Here is a 14,769-nt window from a genome sequence, read left to right as displayed (position 1 = left end):
TGCAGTAGGGGCCTTATCTGGACGTACTTCCTTGGTATGAGCTGTTGTATCAGCTTCCAAGATGCTTTTACCTCCATAAATGTACGACACGTATCGCGCCTAGCTCTTCTAAGCTCGCTCTAACAGCAACGATTGGGGCTAACGAGAACGTGCCCACCTCTGCAAGAAATCGCTCACGGCACTCATGAACGTATCAAAACCCTCACGCCGGATGTTGTGCCCGGTCCCTGGGATGTGCACGATCTCCAGCTGAGGTACTAGAGCCCGTAATGCTTCCGCCTGCTCAGGTCTTACTATGGCGCCTCTATCGTTGTCTCCGGTGATGAGCAGCGCCGGGCACCTGATGGCCTTGGTGGTCTGCTCCCAATCGATCTGGGGTGGATCGGATCTGTTGAGGACCTTCTCGCTGAGGCGCAGCTTGGAGTCTGCCCAAGGTCCTAGCTCATCCTCTGACCAGGATGGATTCTGCTGCCTACACTCCTCGATCAGCTGGTCACGAGTCTTGCTCTTGAGGTGGGTGATCCATTCGCGCATGCGGGACTGCCACTCGGGGTTGAAACCTCGAGGGCTATCTGGTACCCACCAGGCTGGAGGATCCTCCAGCACTATCGCTCCCGGTACCTCAGGGTAGCTGCCGGCTAGAGCCAAAGTGTTAGCTGCACCCATTGAATGTCCGATCACTGCTGGCTTGTAAAGCTCCAAGCCCTCTATGACCGCGCGCAGGTCTCCGGCCTGCGTTAGGGAGTCGTAGCCCCCTTCTGGAGCGTCGGATAGACCATGACCTCGGGCATCGACCATTATCACGTCGTAATCTGCCTCTAAGACCTTGGCCACGCGCGTCCAACACAGGCCATCGTCGGAGAAGCCGTGTGCCAACAGCACAGGTGGCTTGTCCCCTTGGCCTGTCCTGTAGTAGTGGAGCCTTATGCCGTTGCCCTGTACGTAACCATCTTGCCAGTTGCTCATGTTACCCCTCCTGCTAGATTTGTTTTTATAGTGCTCATACGGCCTTCGCCAGATCGTGGGTCTCCAGCCAGGCGATCATCTCGTCCGCGAAATCATGCAATTGCTCTCGTAACGCCCCGTCGTGAATCCTGCCATCGGGCCCAAAGCGATCACCAGCTTGCCCCACGCACAGCTCTACCGTATCGAACAGCTTAGCACCTATGCGGTTGAGCACGAACCTCATGTGCTCTTGCGCCCTCTGTGTTGCCCCCCTACCGGTGCTCACCCCCAGGACGGCCACAGGCTTGTCGCGCAGCACGCTCTGCCCTGCCGGTCGCGAGAGCCAATCTATGGTGTTCTTGAGCACGCCGGGTATGGAGCCGTTGTACTCTGGCGTGGCGAAGATCACGGCATCGGCCTCTCGCACCCTGCGTTTGAGGTCGCGCACTGCCTCCGGGCCACCGTCGATGTCCGTGTCTTGGTTGTACATCGGTATGTGGTGGAGATCAAACAGCTCCACGTCCGCGGCGTCTTCCAGCATCTCCACTAGCTCCAGTAGCAGCAGTCGGTTGAAGGAGCCGCGTCTTAGGCTCCCGGGAATAGCTAATATCCTCATCTTTTCCTCGTTCAAGACAGATACCTCCTGAGCAAGTATGATCTACAACTAAGATGCGAGCGATTCTTCCTGTTGAGCGCCCGCAGGTATGCCCAAGGTGAACTGACGAGAGTAGAGCTTGTAGTAGAAGCCTTCTTGTGCCATCAGTTCTTCGTGAGTGCCGCGCTCCACGATCTCGCCGTGGTTGATGACCAGTATCTGGTCGGCATCGCGGATCGTCGATAGGCGATGGGCGATCACGAAGCTTGTCCTGCCTTCCATGAGCTTGAGCATGGCGCGCTGGATGTGGCGCTCCGTGCGGGTATCTACGCTGCTGGTGGCCTCGTCCAGGATCAAGATGGACGGATTGGCTAGCACCGCCCGAGCGATGGCCAGCAGCTGTCTCTGGCCGTGACTGAGGTTGCTGCCTCTTTCTGCTAGCATTGTGTGATAGCCGTCGGGCAGTCGATGGATGAACTGATCGGCCTCGGCGATCTTCGCGGCGGCTATAACCTCCTCGTCCGTAGCATCCAACCTCCCGTAGCGGATGTTGTCCATCACCGTGCCCGCAAACAGGTAGGTGTCCTGCAGCACTACTCCCATCTGACGCCGCAGATCGTCCTTGCGGATCTCCCTGATATCCCTGCCGTCGAGGGTGATGCGCCCGCTGTCCACCTCGTAGAACCTTGCAAGCAGGTTGACTATGGTTGTCTTACCTGCTCCCGTGGGCCCCACTAGCGCAATAGTCTGCCCTGGCTCAGCTCGTAGGCTGATGTGCTTGAGCACGGGCGTTTGCCCGTCGTAGGAGAAGCAGACGTCCTCGAACACCACCTCCCCCCGGATACGACCTATAGGTGTCGCGTTGGGCGAATCCATCTCAGGGTCCTCGTCAAGCACCTCAAAGACCCTCTCGGCACCGGCTATCGCTGCCTGGATCTGGTTGTAGAGGTTAGCCAAGCTGTTGAGCGGTCTCTGGAACTGTCGGGCATAGTTGAGGAAGCTGGCTATGGTGCCTGGTGTGGCCGCACCGCCCAGTGCCAGCCAGCCCCCGAAGCCCGCGATGACCGCGAGGCTCGTGTTGCCCACGAAGTTCATGAGGGGGCCCATGAAGCCGGCGAAGATCTGAGCCCAAGTAGCGGCATGTCTGTAGTCGTTGTTGGCCACGGAGAACTCGGCGATCTTATCGGCCTCCCTGTGATAGGCCTTCACAACCTTCTGGCCGGAGATCGTCTCCTGGATGATGCCGTTGAGGCGGCCAAGCGTGGCCTGCTGCCGCCTGAAGCCCTCCCTTACTCTGGAGGCGATGGTGCGGTTGATCCCCAAGCTCAACGCCGTCATGATGGCTAGGGTAACTGCGCCCAGCAGGGGGTTGATGGCCAGCATCACGACCACCACCCCTATGCCGGTCAGAGTGCTAGATATCACCTGTGTGAGGCTCTCTGTAAGGACCAGGTTGATGTTCTCCACGTCGTTGGTAAGGCGGCTCATCAGCTCGCCGTGTGACCTCTGATCGAAGAACCGCAGGGGCAGTACCTGCATCTTCTCGAACAGCTCCTGCCTGATGGTCTTGACGGTACGCTGGGCCACTCCAGCCATGATGAACGCTTGCACCCAGGTGAACAACGAGCTGAGGACGTACGCGCCCAGCAACAGGAGGCTGAGACGAGCCAAGCCAGGCACATCCCTGCGTAGGATGTAGGCATCTATGGCCCTCCCCAGGAGCCATGTACCCAGCAGATCTAGGATGGTAGAGGCCACTACCGCGATACAGGTCAGCGTTAGTCCCCAGCGCTGACGGCTGAGGTAACCCCAGAGGCGCAGGAGGGTGCCGCGGACGTTCTTGGCTCGCTGCACATCTCCCGGCATGCGGGGACCTCCTCTCGGTCCCATGGGTAGGGGGGGTGTAGCTTGAGTCTGGTTTCTAGGCTGCGTCATGTACTACCGCTCCGTGTTCCATCTGTGATTCATAGATCTCCCGGTATGCCGGGCTGGTCTGCATCAGCTCATCGTGAGTGCCCTGGGCGATGATTCGGCCGTCCTCTAGCACCAGGATCTTGTCGGCGGGCATCACCGAGCTTATGCGTTGGGCGACCACGAATCGGGTCTGCTGCAGCTCGCGCAAGGCCTGCTGGATCTTCGACTCGGTTTCCGCATCCACGGCGCTGGTGCTATCGTCCAGCACCAGGATCTTGGGGCGCACCAACAGCGCCCTGGCAATGGCTATCCTCTGCTTCTGCCCTCCGGAGAGGTTGACGCCCCGCTGGCCCACGACGGAGTCGTAACCTTCGGGGAAGCTCATGATGAAGTCGTGGGCCTGAGCTAGGCGTGCGGCCCACTCGACCTCCTCGTCGGTGGCCTCAGGGCGCCCGAAGCGGATGTTGTCCCTGATGGTGCCGCTGAAGAGCACTGCCTCCTGGAGGGCCACTCCCACCGATCGACGCAGCAGCTCCTCGTCCATCTCTCTCACGTCGATGCCGTCGATGAGCACTCTGCCGCTCGTGGCATCGTAGAAGCGTGGTATCAGGCTCACGAGCGTGGATTTGCCCGAGCCCGTGGGACCTATGATGCCGATCATCTGCCCAGGCTCGGCTACGAACGACACTTCGTGCAGCACGGGGTCCCCCTCGCAGTGGTCATAGCTGAAGGTAACGTGCTGGAACTCCACCTTGCCCTCCAGCTCCACCCCGCGTACTGGGGTGAGGGGAGTCTGGAGGTCCGGCTGCTCGTCCAGCACTTCTTGTATGCGGACGGCTGAGGCCTCTGCCCTGGAGAGCCTGACGATCAGCATGCTCACCATCATCAAGGACATCAGGCTCTGTATGAGGTAGGATACGAAAGCCACCAGCTGACCGACCTCGAGTGACCCTTGTATGGCCCATCTACCGCCGAACCACACGACGGCCACGACGCCACCGTTGAGCATCAGCATCATGAAGGGCATGCCAAAGGCGATGAGACGGATGGCGGAGATGTTGGCCTGAGCAAAACCCTCGTTCACCTGTCGGAAGCGGTCGATCTCGAAGTCCCGCCGCGCGAACGCCCGCACCAGCCTGATACCTGCTAGGTTCTCCTGCAGCACGGTGTTGATCCTATCGAGCATCGACTGCACCCTGCTGAATAGGTTGTAGCCCATCTTGAGCAATAGGCCCATGACTACGAGCAGCGCCGGCATGATGATCAGGAACATGAGCGACAGCCTGGGGCTGGTGACTATGGCCATGATGATGCCCCCAACGAGCATCACCGGTGCTCGCCACAGCATGCGCAGCATCATCATCACCACATCCTGGATCTGGGTAACGTCGTTGGTGAGGCGGGTGATGAGGTTGCCACTCTCCAGCCTGTCCAGGTTACCGAATGAGAAGGATTGTACCTTGCGAAAGAGCTCAGCGCGCAGGTCGGCTCCCATGCCCATCGACGTGAGGAAGGCGAACACGGTGCAGGCCATGCCCCCGACCAGACCAACCACCGCCACTACGACCATCAGCAGGCCCGTATGAGTCACCGTGCGCATATCCGAGCGCAGTATGCCCTCATCGATGATCCGCTGCACCAGCCTGGGCTGCAGCAGGTCCATCGACACCTCCAGGATCATCGACAACGGCGCCAGCAGCGCCCACAGCCAGTAAGGGCGAATGAATCTAAAAAGCCTCCTAGTGGATCTCATCCCCAATCCCTCCAGCTATGCTCACTCGGCGTTCCCCGGCAGATCGAACAGCTTGCGAAACACGGGCAGAGCTGCGGTCAGCCTGCGCCTGTCTTCCTCTTCGAGCCTGTCCAGCCGCTGCTGCAGGGCGGTCACCCTATCCCTGTGGTGTGCAGTAATGGTGTCTCGACCTTGGTCGGTGAGCTCCACCCATACGCTGCGCCAGTCGGTCTCATCGTGTACGCGCCGTACGAGGTCCTGCTCCACCAGGCGCTTGACCATGCCGGTCACGGTGGGTGGGGTGACACCTAGGTGCTCGGCCAGGTCCTGCATCGTCATCCTGCCGTGCTTGAGCAGGGTGAACATCAGCCGCGTCTGCCCCCGCTTGTCCTGTGGGTCGAAACCTCGATGGTGTTTGTATTTGCCAGGATGCTCGGGCTTGCCCTCACACTCCGGCAGCCCGTGCGTCATGAAGCGCCGTAGCAGGTGAAGTACGTCCAATAGCTCCTCGGCTACCAGCTGCGGATTCTCTGCTTCTCTCCTCACTATGTCCTCTGTGGTTTCCATTTCGTCATCGCTTCCTCGTGTGCACATATAAGCTAATTGTTTGTGTGGCAATTATTTAGCTTAGCTAATTATAAGCCATGCATACCGGAAAAGCAAGGGGTTGTGGAGCCCCAATTTGCTTGTGATATCCCCTGACGAATCCGCGCTTTGACGAGCAATGGTACCAGCTTTTGAACTAACCCCGACCGGGGAAGGTGCTCATCTCGCAAAGGGACGCTATCTGCCCAGGGCCCATCCGCCCGTCCGGCGCCGCAGGCCAGTCCTGCCGCCGCGCTTCTATAAGGTGCCAGTCCAAAGACTAGGTAGTATCGCTGAGCGAGCCTACGAGGGTATGCGTCCCTCAGGTACCAACGGCAGGGAGCGAAGCCGTTGGCCGGTGGCATCGAAGATGGCGTTGGCCAACGCCGGGGCCACGCACACCAGCGGCGTTTCTCCAGCCCCGACGGACGGTAGATCCTCGCGGTCGAGCAGCACGACCTCTATACTTGGCAGGTCCGTGAACCTGGGGACCCTGTAGAGCGACAAGCGGCCGTTGCAGATGTTGCCTCCCTCGATCCGCACGTGCTCGTACAGCGCTCCCCCTAGCCCTTGCACGATGGCCCCCTCGATCTGGTTGCGCAGCAGGTCGGGGTTATGGATGGCTCCGCACTCGAAAGCTTGGACGATGCGCACCACCGTCACCCCCTGGGTATTGGGATCGACCTCTACCTCCGCACAGGTGGCCACGTAGCTCCCCTTCTCGGTGCCGCACGCCAGGCCGTGACCTCTATGCCCCCTCCGCCGGCGGCCCACCCAACCGTACGCCTCGGCGGCGGCGAGCAGCACGGCTCGGAGCCGCTCATCGGAGGTGTTGTCCAGCCTGAACTCCAGAGGATCCACCTCGAGCTTATGGGCTAGCTCATCCATGTGCGACTCCCTGGCGAAGTGGTTGGCGGTCGCGGCCAGTGCCCTGTACGACCCCTGCCGCAGCGGGGACCTGCAGGGATGATACTCCACGTGTTGGTGGGGCACGTCGTACGGCGTCATGATGGCCGCGGGCCCGGAGTTGTAGTTGTGGAACTCCCAGGCGCGCAGCTTGCCATCTCGAGTGGCACCGCTGCGCACGTCGATCACCCCGGCCGGTCGGAAGTAGGCGTGAGTCAACTCCTCCTGCCGGGTCCAGTGTACCTTCACGGGCACCCCCAGGGCTCGAGCGACTCGTGCGGCCTCGATGGCTGCCTCCCCGGTGTGCTTGCCACCGTAGCCGGACCCCGCATCGAGCACAATCACGCGTACATGGTCCTCCGGCAGCCCAAAGAAGGCGGCAAGCTCAGCGCGCACTCCAAACGGGCGCTGGGTGCTGGTCCACACCGTCAGGCGTTCGCCCTCCCACACGGCTGTGGCGGCTCTGGTCTCGGGTGGTACATGCGCAATGTAGGCCACCCTATACTCCGCTGCGTGCCTTACTTCCGCTTCCCCCAGGCCCAGCTCGATCGATCCCTGTCGGTGCAGCAGCGGGTGGGGGAACGGGCGATCGGGATCCGGCTCCATAGGGTGCGCCTTGAGGTACTCATACAGCTCCTCCTCGGACGGCACCTCGGGGCGCTCCCACTCCGCCCGCACGGCTGCGGCTGCTTGGCTTGCAAGGAAGCTGTCCTCGGCGGCCACCGCCACGAAATCACCATCGCGCACTACCCGTACGCCCTCCATGACCTCCGCCTCGGTCGTGTCCGCGTGCAGCAGCTTGCAGCCAGGGAGCGGCGGCCGCACTACCTTGGCGATGAGCATTCCCGGCAGGGCCATGTCGGAAGGGTAGCGATGGCTGCCCGTGACCAGCGCCTCCATGTTCACCCTCGGCACCGGCCTGCCCAGCACCGACCAGGATGACGGGGGAGTCAGGGGCGCATCTTCCCGATACTCCTCTGCAAGCTCCTCCCCGCCAGCGAGCTCGGCATAGCTGAGACTCCTGCCGCTGGAGGGATGGGCAACCTTGCCCTCGGTCGCTATGAGCTCTGATCTCGGCACGCCCAGCCTCTCAGCGGCCCTGTCCAAGAACACCTCCCGAGCGGAGGCAGCCACCAGACGAAGGGTATGCGCCATCGTGGGGGTTGTGCGGCTGCCAAACGTACCTGCATCAAAGGGCACCAGGGCCGTGTCGGCCATCACCAGCCTTACCATCTGGAGCGGCACGCGCAACTCCTCAGCTACCGCCTGCGCCAGGGACGTCCGGATGCCCTGGCCGACTTCCACTTTGCCGGTGAACACCGTCACCCCGCCATCGGGATCGACCCTCAACCAGTCTCCGATGCATCGGGTGTCGGCATCTCGGGGCATCTCCCCCCTGCTGCTCTGTCCCTCAGGTCCAGAAGGATACCTGCGCGTCTCCATCAGCCCCTCACCTCCCTGAAGGTCTCCGCGGCGCGCATCACGGCCTGTAGGATACGTGGGTACGTGCCGCACCTGCAGATGTTCCCCTCCATGTAAGCCTCAATTTCCGACTTGGTAGGCGATGGGTGCTGGCGCAGCAGCCCCACCGCGTTCATGATCATGCCTGGAGTGCAGTAACCACACTGCATGGCTCCGAGCTCGATGAAGGCGCGCTGCACGGGATGCAGCTCTCCGCCCTTGGCCAAACCCTCTATCGTCGTCACCTCCTGCCCCTCCACGGATGCCACTGGCAGGAGGCACGAGCGCCGGGGCTCCCCATCCACCAGGACCGTACAGAAACCACAGACGCCCTCTCCGCATCCGGGCTTCGCACCCGTGAGCCCGAGCTCCTCGCGCAGCACAAACAGTAGGGGCTTTTCTGGGTACGTGCTGATAATCCTCGTTTCGCCGTTGACCACGAGGCTTAGCTCTCTCTTCATAAGTACCGCTCCTTCTACCGAAGCCACATAGGCTACTAAGGCTCACTCCCATTCTATATTATTTCGGTGCTTGCGAACATATTGTTGAGAGCTAAGGAGATAACGTCGGCAGATAGGAGCCTGAGCAAACAAGAGGGCTGGGGATTTAATCCCCAGCCCCTCGAGGGAAAGGGCCGGTTACCTGCGCTCGCCCACGCGCGGGAACAGCTCCCCCTCCAAGGTCTGTCCCGGCGACAGCGCGAGCGGGTCGGTAACCACGTGGGGTTGACCAGTGTAGACGGTGTCGGCGTCCATGTAGATGATCACGTGCGCCACTCTTGGCTCGTCTGTCACGTTGGGGTTGGCCATGTGGGCGCACCTGCTGTGGTGGAAGGTACAGTCCCCTGCGCGCAGAGGCAGCGTCACCCTGGCGTCCCACTCTAGATCGGGACACAGGCTGAAGAGGCTGCGCGGGTCCTCTAGATTCTGCGCGGCCAGCTCTGTGCGGGTATGCGATCCGGGAATGAACGTCATGCACCCCCTCTCGACCGGCACATCACACAGCGCCACCCAGGCCGAGAGCGAGTGCGCGGAGCGCGCGTGCGGCCAGTAGGGCTGATCCTGATGGAATTCGGTGGCCGTGCTCTTCTGAGGTTGCTTGATAAGCACCTGGTCGTGCCATAGGCGTAGGGGCACGCCCGCGAGCGCCTCAGCTATCCTGGCCAGCTTGGGGTGCAGGGTGAGCTCACGAAGCACCTCGTCCTCGCGCCAGGCGTTGACGAGCTGTGTGAAGACCGAGCCCTTGTGGAGGCTCTGCATGCGCTCGGAGAGCCTCAACGCCGCCTCTCGAAATCTCTCCACCTCCTCCGGAGAGAGGGCACCGCGCACCCTGATGAAGCCCTGGCTTCGATAGAGCTGTACCGCCTCGTCGGTGACCTGGTCGGCCGTAGTGGTATGAGTGATCTCCACTATGTCCAGCATCTGCACTACCTCCTTCCTGTAGCACGATCTTCTCACAGCCGAGGGGTTTCTACTAGACTGAAAGACGCTAAAAGTAGCACAATATTGATTCAAGGGATACTTAGGGAGGACTTAGGTGGAGAGTTGGCCCAGGCTACCCAGGCAAATGGTGTTCAAGGGTGAGTACTGCCCGCTGGACGTCAACTTGCATAAGCTGGAAGCGCCTTGTCAGCCACACTCCCACGATTTTCTGGAGATAGCAGTGATCTTCGGTGGGCAGGGGGTGCATCGCACTATCCGAGGCGACCTGCCGGTGTCGCGAGGGGACGCCTTCATCCTCTGGCCCCAGAGTTGGCATGCCTTCCTGGATTGCTGCGGCCTAGAGGTATACAACTGCTGCGTCGGCCCCGAGCTGCTACACCGGGAGCTGGCCTGGCTAGGGGAGGATCCCGTCGCCGGCTGCATCTTCGGGGAAGACTCTCACGCCGAGGCGGAGATCGTGCACGTCAAGCTAACGGAGGGTGATACGGAGATCGCCAGGGGTCACTTCGAGGCCCTGCTCAGGTTCTCCGAGGACGCGGCCGTATCCCGGGTGGAGCGATTAGGGCATCTGCTGCTGCTGTTGGGGTTGCTGGCGAGGCGCTTCGTCGCGGAGGTGCTTGCCAGCCGCTTCAGACAGCACCCGGCGGTGGTCCGAGTGGTGCAGCTGTTGCGGACCGAGACGGATCGCGACTGGACGCTGCGCGAGCTGGCGGGAGAGGTAGCGCTCGAGCCCTCGTACCTGGTAAGGCTGTGCAAGGAACAGCTGGGACTACCTCCGATGACCTATCTGGCGAGGCTGCGCCTGGAGAAGGCGGCCCACCTGCTGCTGCGCACTGACCTCAGCATCACGCGGATCGCTTCCGAGGTGGGCTGGCCCGACCCTAACTACTTCTGCCGCAGGTTCAGGGCTTACTTCGGTCTGCCCCCGACCCTCTACCGCAAGCAGCTGGCAGGGGGCGAGGCCGATCAAGGTCCTCGCCCCTAGAATATGCGGAGCAGTAGCCTTAGCCCAACCAGCATCAGACCAAGTGCCAAAGCCCTCAGGATGGTCTTCCCACCCAGCCGTTGCGACAGCCTTGCGCCCACAGGAGCACCCGCCAGCACCCCTATCCCGAGCGCAAGCGTGCGCCTCCAACCAATGGTGAACTCGCCAGTGACTATGTGGGTGACGGTGCCCACGAAGCTCATGATCGCCAGGATGAAGTGGGAAGTAGCTGTGGCGATGTGCGTGGGATAATCCAGCAGCTGCACGAGCAGCGGCACGTGGATGATGCCCCCGCCAATGCCCAGCAGACTGGAGAGGAATCCTACTCCAAAGCTGAGCACGGCTCCCAGGGGGACGTTGACGTTGGCTGGGCGAGAGCTGCCCTCGGGGGCCTTGCCTCGCACGAAGATGTAGGTCGAGAGCGCCAGCAGCACGAGCCCAAACAGTGGGTCGAACACGCTTCGGGGTATGTAGCGGGTTACCAGTGCCCCTATGACCGCGCCGGGAGCGCTGGCGACGGCGAAGATAGTTCCCCGGTGGTAGTCTATCCTCCGCATGCGCGCGTAGGCTATAGAGCCCGCAGTAGCGTTCAGCCACACCACGGCTAGGGAGATGGCGGTGATGGTCTTGGCCGACTCGTGAGGATACATCAACAGGAGGATGGGCACTAAGAGGAAGCCCCCGCCCGCGCCTATAAGAGTGCCCAGGGCGCCCACGCAGAATCCAATAATCACCAATCCTCCCCAGGGCCATAGCAGCGACATATACCATATCCCTCCAACTCACACTAATCCATCAAACCGGCGGGCTATCGTATGTCCCTCCAGGTGCCGGCAACACGTACCAGCGGGGTTTCGGTAGATGGCCGCCGGTCGAGCTCATACCTCGATGATAGCGGTCGGCAGGCGTGCCGCTCAGTGTCAAGCCACAAGCGGTGGGGGGCAGGACTCCAGGGCGGGAACACTCCCTGCCTTGCCGGCTATCCTACCCCGCGGCACCAAGCCCTTACTCCTTGCGGAAGAGCTCATCCGGGTACTGCAGCGCGGCATCCCAGTAGATCCAGCCGTGGGCGCCGGCATCTTCAGCAGCCCGCTTCTGTGCTAGCCATTGTGGCAGACCGAAAGGTTGGCCATACTGTGTGTCCGGAAAGGCCGATAGGTAGGGTCGCACTAACGTGTTCACGTTGTTTCCCCTAAGGCGACGCTTGGCCCTGACGACGGACTCGTAGATGATCTCGTAAGGATGGGCGGAAGGTATCCTGTAGCCGCCCGTGCCCGGAGCGAAGTGATCTGGGTAGATCATGGGTGAGTAGTAGTCCAGGTAGGGAGCCAGCCGCTCCAGCACCTGTCCGGTGCCCTGTTCCTTCTCGCTCCAGACGGTGAGTCCATAGGTGTCCGCCGATATGAACACTTTGTGGGGCCTGATCCTGCCGGAGGCGTACCTGAGGAAGGCCTCTATTGTGTCGGGACGGTTGTAGCGCGTGCTGGGGGTGAGGTACTTCACCCTGCTCAAGTCGCCGTCCACCGGGAATCGGACGTAGTCAAACTGGATCTCGTCTATACCGCTCGTCGCTATCTCTTCGAGCAGATCTCCAAAGTATCTCCAGACCTTCTTGTTGAACGGGTCCACCCAGCGATGGCCTTTGTTGTCCTCCCAAACGCCTCCCCGGATATCGCGCACCGCCATGTCCGGGCGCGCAGTCGCCAGCGTCGGATCTCGGAAGGTAGTGAACCTGCCTATGACGTAGATCCCGCGGCGGTGCATGTCGCGCACGAACTCCCTGAGGTGGAAGTCCTCGTAGCTGGCACCTATCTGCCTGGCGAGGGGGACTTTGCTCGTCCACACCTTGCCGTCGTCGTTCTTGACGTTGATGACGATCGCGTTCAGCTCGGTCTCCTCGATGAGCTGCATGAACCTCCTGTAGACCTTGGGGTCACCGATGCCCGAGACGTACACGGCCTTGGCGACGAACGGCGTGAGGGAGATGTCTCCCAGGTTGCGAGCTGTGATCCTGCGCGTGAGCTTCCTGTAGCCTGGAGCCATCACAGTGAGCTCCCTCGCGCCGGCTGGTGCCCGTAGTGCGAACTTACCGGCCTCGTCTGTCCTCCCCATAGCTTCATCCATGTATACCCAGGCTAATCTCACCGGCCTGCCGTTTTCATCCAGCACCCTGCCGGTGTAAGTCACTGTACGGGCATCCTGCCCCTCTCTGGATTCGACCGTCGGGGAGGGCATCCCAGGCTTCTCCCCCGATGGTCGTGCCGCAGGAGTGGGGCTTGGGTCCGGTGTGGCGGTGGGGTCGCTCGGGACCAAGGGGGGTGTGGGTGTGTGCTGGCTGGTCATGGTGGGGGGTGGGTTGGCATTATTGGAAGTGTTGGTGTTTCCAAAGCCGCATGCGGTCAAAAGCATAGACAAGATCGACAGAGAGACCACAAAATATGCTAACTTATCTCGCACCAATAACTGTTCTCCTTCTACTGATGGTTGCACAGTAGACGACTTTGCATTTTAGCTGCAATTGCTTGCCATCTGCAAGCAGATGCAAGATAACAACACAGGGGGGATGTATAGGTGAAACTTCTAGATAAGATAGCGCTCGTTACCGGAGCGAACAGCGGTATAGGCAGGGCGATAGCATTGCTCTTTGCACGCGAGGGCGCCGACGTCGTGGTGCACTACTGGCAGGACGTCGATGGGGCTCAGCGCACCGCGGCGGAGATCCGTGCGTGTGGCAGATGGGCGGAGATCGTGCAGTCGGACCTGTCCGAGCCCCAGAACGCCTCCAGGATGTTCGACAGGGTCCTACAGATCGTCGACAGGATAGACGTGCTGGTCAACAACGCCGGCACCGGCTCGGGCTATCCCGACTCTCTGTCCACCCCGCTTGAGGATTTCATGCGTGTGATGAACGTTAACCTCGTCAGTCCCTGGGTGCTGTGCCAGAGGGCTGCGGCTCTGATGGCTGAGAGGGGTGGAGGCGTGATAATCAACATCAGCTCGGTGCACGAAGATACTGCTACCCCAGGAGGTGCGGCTTACGGTGCCTCTAAGGCGGGGCTGCGCAGCATCATGCGCACCCTGGCGGTAGAGCTAGCACCCCGCGGGATCAGGGTGAACAACATCGCTCCCGGCACGATCGTCACGCCGATGACGGAGGCTGCGCTGCTCGATCCTGGGACGATGGAGTACGTCCGCCGCAGGATACCGATGGGCAGGCCTGGTATGCCGGAGGAAGTAGCGAACGTGGCACTCTTTCTGGCATCCGATGATGCCAGCTACGTCACCGGCGCCACCTATTACGTGGACGGAGGACTCTTGCAGCGTATGGGTGGCGTGTGAGCTACAGCAGCCCTCCCAAGGTCAGCCAATAGTACACGATGTACCCGCCAGCTAGCAGCAGGAGCACCGCCGAGGCGGGTTGCACCCAGCGCGACAAGGTTCTTACCCTGCGGATGGCGGCGCCGGAGAGGACGGCCGCAGCTAGCGTTAGGGCCGCCAGCACAGCTCCCATCCCGAGGGCGTAGCTCACAAACTGCCACAACCCCCTCACGGTGTCGCCCGCGCTGAGGGTCCCGCCTACCACTATCAGGAAGATGGGCAGGGTGCACCCGAGGGAGCAGGCTCCATAGGCCAGGCCATACAGGAAGTAGGCCCCGAGGTTGCGCCCTCGCGCCCGGCTGCCGATGCGGTCGGCTACCCTCTCTCCCAGGCTGGAGTAGACCATGTGCCCGCCAAGCATCCGGCCGCCTAGGAAAACTAGTGCGACTCCCACGATGAGCCCCACCCAGGGGAAAACGCCAGCGACGCTCGTGGTGACGGCTGCCAGCACCACCCCCATGGTACCGAACAGGAGCACGAAGCCCAGCGTCACCATCACGCTGATCCCCAAGGCTCGGCCCAGCTGAACTCCCTTGTGCTCGGTACCATCTCCAAGATAGTACGCGAGGTACGCGGGCAGGAGGGCGAAACCACAAGGATTGACCGCAGCCACCATACCGGCGACGAAGGCGTAGCCGAGAGGTAGCGCGCTGCCCAGTGAGCTCATGAGCCTGCTCCAGCTGAAGGCTATCGCCTCCACACCGCCCGTGACCTGGCTGAAGCGGTTGCCGGTAGCGATCGCCGCTGCCAAGGCTACTATCAGTACCAAGAGTGATGCTATGAGGCCGTACTGCTCCCTCTTCTGATCGACCCTAAAGGCTCTCAC

General features: G+C 61.4%; 13 protein-coding genes. 2 read left to right on the top strand and 11 right to left on the bottom strand.

Annotation, left to right across the window (positions count from 1 at the left end):
- Positions 1–138: 138 nt before the first annotated feature.
- From N2245_RS07705 to N2245_RS07670, 8 genes are all read right to left on the bottom strand, one after another.
- Positions 139–966 carry an alpha/beta fold hydrolase gene (locus tag N2245_RS07705; RefSeq protein WP_494536152.1) on the bottom strand — a complete coding sequence of 276 codons (828 nt, stop codon included), beginning with the start codon at positions 964–966 and terminating at the stop codon, positions 139–141.
- 34 nt (positions 967–1,000) lie between these two features.
- Positions 1,001–1,576: an NADPH-dependent FMN reductase gene (locus tag N2245_RS07700; RefSeq protein WP_494536151.1), complete on the bottom strand. Its 576-nt coding sequence runs from the start codon at positions 1,574–1,576 to the stop codon at positions 1,001–1,003.
- A 33-nt stretch (positions 1,577–1,609) separates the two neighbouring features.
- Positions 1,610–3,475: an ABC transporter ATP-binding protein gene (locus N2245_RS07695; RefSeq protein ID WP_494536150.1), complete on the bottom strand. Its 1,866-nt coding sequence runs from the start codon at positions 3,473–3,475 to the stop codon at positions 1,610–1,612.
- Positions 3,462–5,207, bottom strand: a complete 1,746-nt coding sequence (locus tag N2245_RS07690) for an ABC transporter ATP-binding protein (protein WP_494536149.1) — start codon at positions 5,205–5,207, stop codon at positions 3,462–3,464. Before N2245_RS07690 ends, N2245_RS07695 begins: the two co-directional genes overlap by 14 nt.
- 21 nt (positions 5,208–5,228) lie before the next feature.
- Positions 5,229–5,753, bottom strand: a complete 525-nt coding sequence (locus tag N2245_RS07685; protein ID WP_494536148.1) for a MarR family winged helix-turn-helix transcriptional regulator — start codon at positions 5,751–5,753, stop codon at positions 5,229–5,231.
- 321 nt (positions 5,754–6,074) lie between these two features.
- A complete protein-coding gene (locus tag N2245_RS07680; RefSeq protein WP_494536219.1) occupies positions 6,075–8,066 on the bottom strand; it encodes a xanthine dehydrogenase family protein molybdopterin-binding subunit in 1,992 nt (663 codons plus the stop codon).
- Positions 8,067–8,119: 53 nt separating this feature from the next.
- Positions 8,120–8,599 (bottom strand): (2Fe-2S)-binding protein, encoded by a 480-nt coding sequence (locus tag N2245_RS07675; protein WP_494536147.1) that lies wholly within the window; start codon positions 8,597–8,599, stop codon positions 8,120–8,122.
- 177 nt (positions 8,600–8,776) lie between these two features.
- Positions 8,777–9,652, bottom strand: coding sequence for a phytanoyl-CoA dioxygenase family protein (locus N2245_RS07670; RefSeq protein ID WP_494536146.1), 876 nt, complete (start codon positions 9,650–9,652; stop codon positions 8,777–8,779).
- 22 nt (positions 9,653–9,674) lie between these two features.
- On the opposite strand from N2245_RS07670, the gene N2245_RS07665 reads away from it, so the two are divergent.
- A complete protein-coding gene (locus tag N2245_RS07665; protein ID WP_494536145.1) occupies positions 9,675–10,565 on the top strand; it encodes a helix-turn-helix transcriptional regulator in 891 nt (296 codons plus the stop codon).
- Here the strand turns inward: N2245_RS07665 and N2245_RS07660 are convergent.
- Positions 10,562–11,329 (bottom strand): sulfite exporter TauE/SafE family protein, encoded by a 768-nt coding sequence (locus tag N2245_RS07660; RefSeq protein ID WP_494536144.1) that lies wholly within the window; start codon positions 11,327–11,329, stop codon positions 10,562–10,564. The genes N2245_RS07665 and N2245_RS07660 overlap by 4 nt on opposite strands.
- Before the next feature lie 241 nt (positions 11,330–11,570).
- Entirely contained in the window at positions 11,571–13,022 is a 1,452-nt protein-coding gene (locus N2245_RS07655; protein WP_494536143.1) for a putative glycoside hydrolase, read from the bottom strand.
- A gap of 114 nt (positions 13,023–13,136) precedes the next feature.
- On the opposite strand from N2245_RS07655, the gene N2245_RS07650 reads away from it, so the two are divergent.
- On the top strand, positions 13,137–13,904 hold the full coding sequence (locus N2245_RS07650) for an SDR family NAD(P)-dependent oxidoreductase (protein WP_494536142.1): 768 nt from the start codon (positions 13,137–13,139) through the stop codon (positions 13,902–13,904).
- A 1-nt stretch (position 13,905) separates the two neighbouring features.
- Here the strand turns inward: N2245_RS07650 and N2245_RS07645 are convergent, their stop codons facing one another.
- Entirely contained in the window at positions 13,906–14,769 is an 864-nt protein-coding gene (locus tag N2245_RS07645) for a cytochrome c biogenesis CcdA family protein (protein ID WP_494536141.1), read from the bottom strand.

Source organism: Thermobaculum sp. T2p (assembly GCF_059335935.1).
Note: the sequence above shows the minus strand (reverse complement) of the source record. Positions and strands in the feature narration are given on the sequence as shown.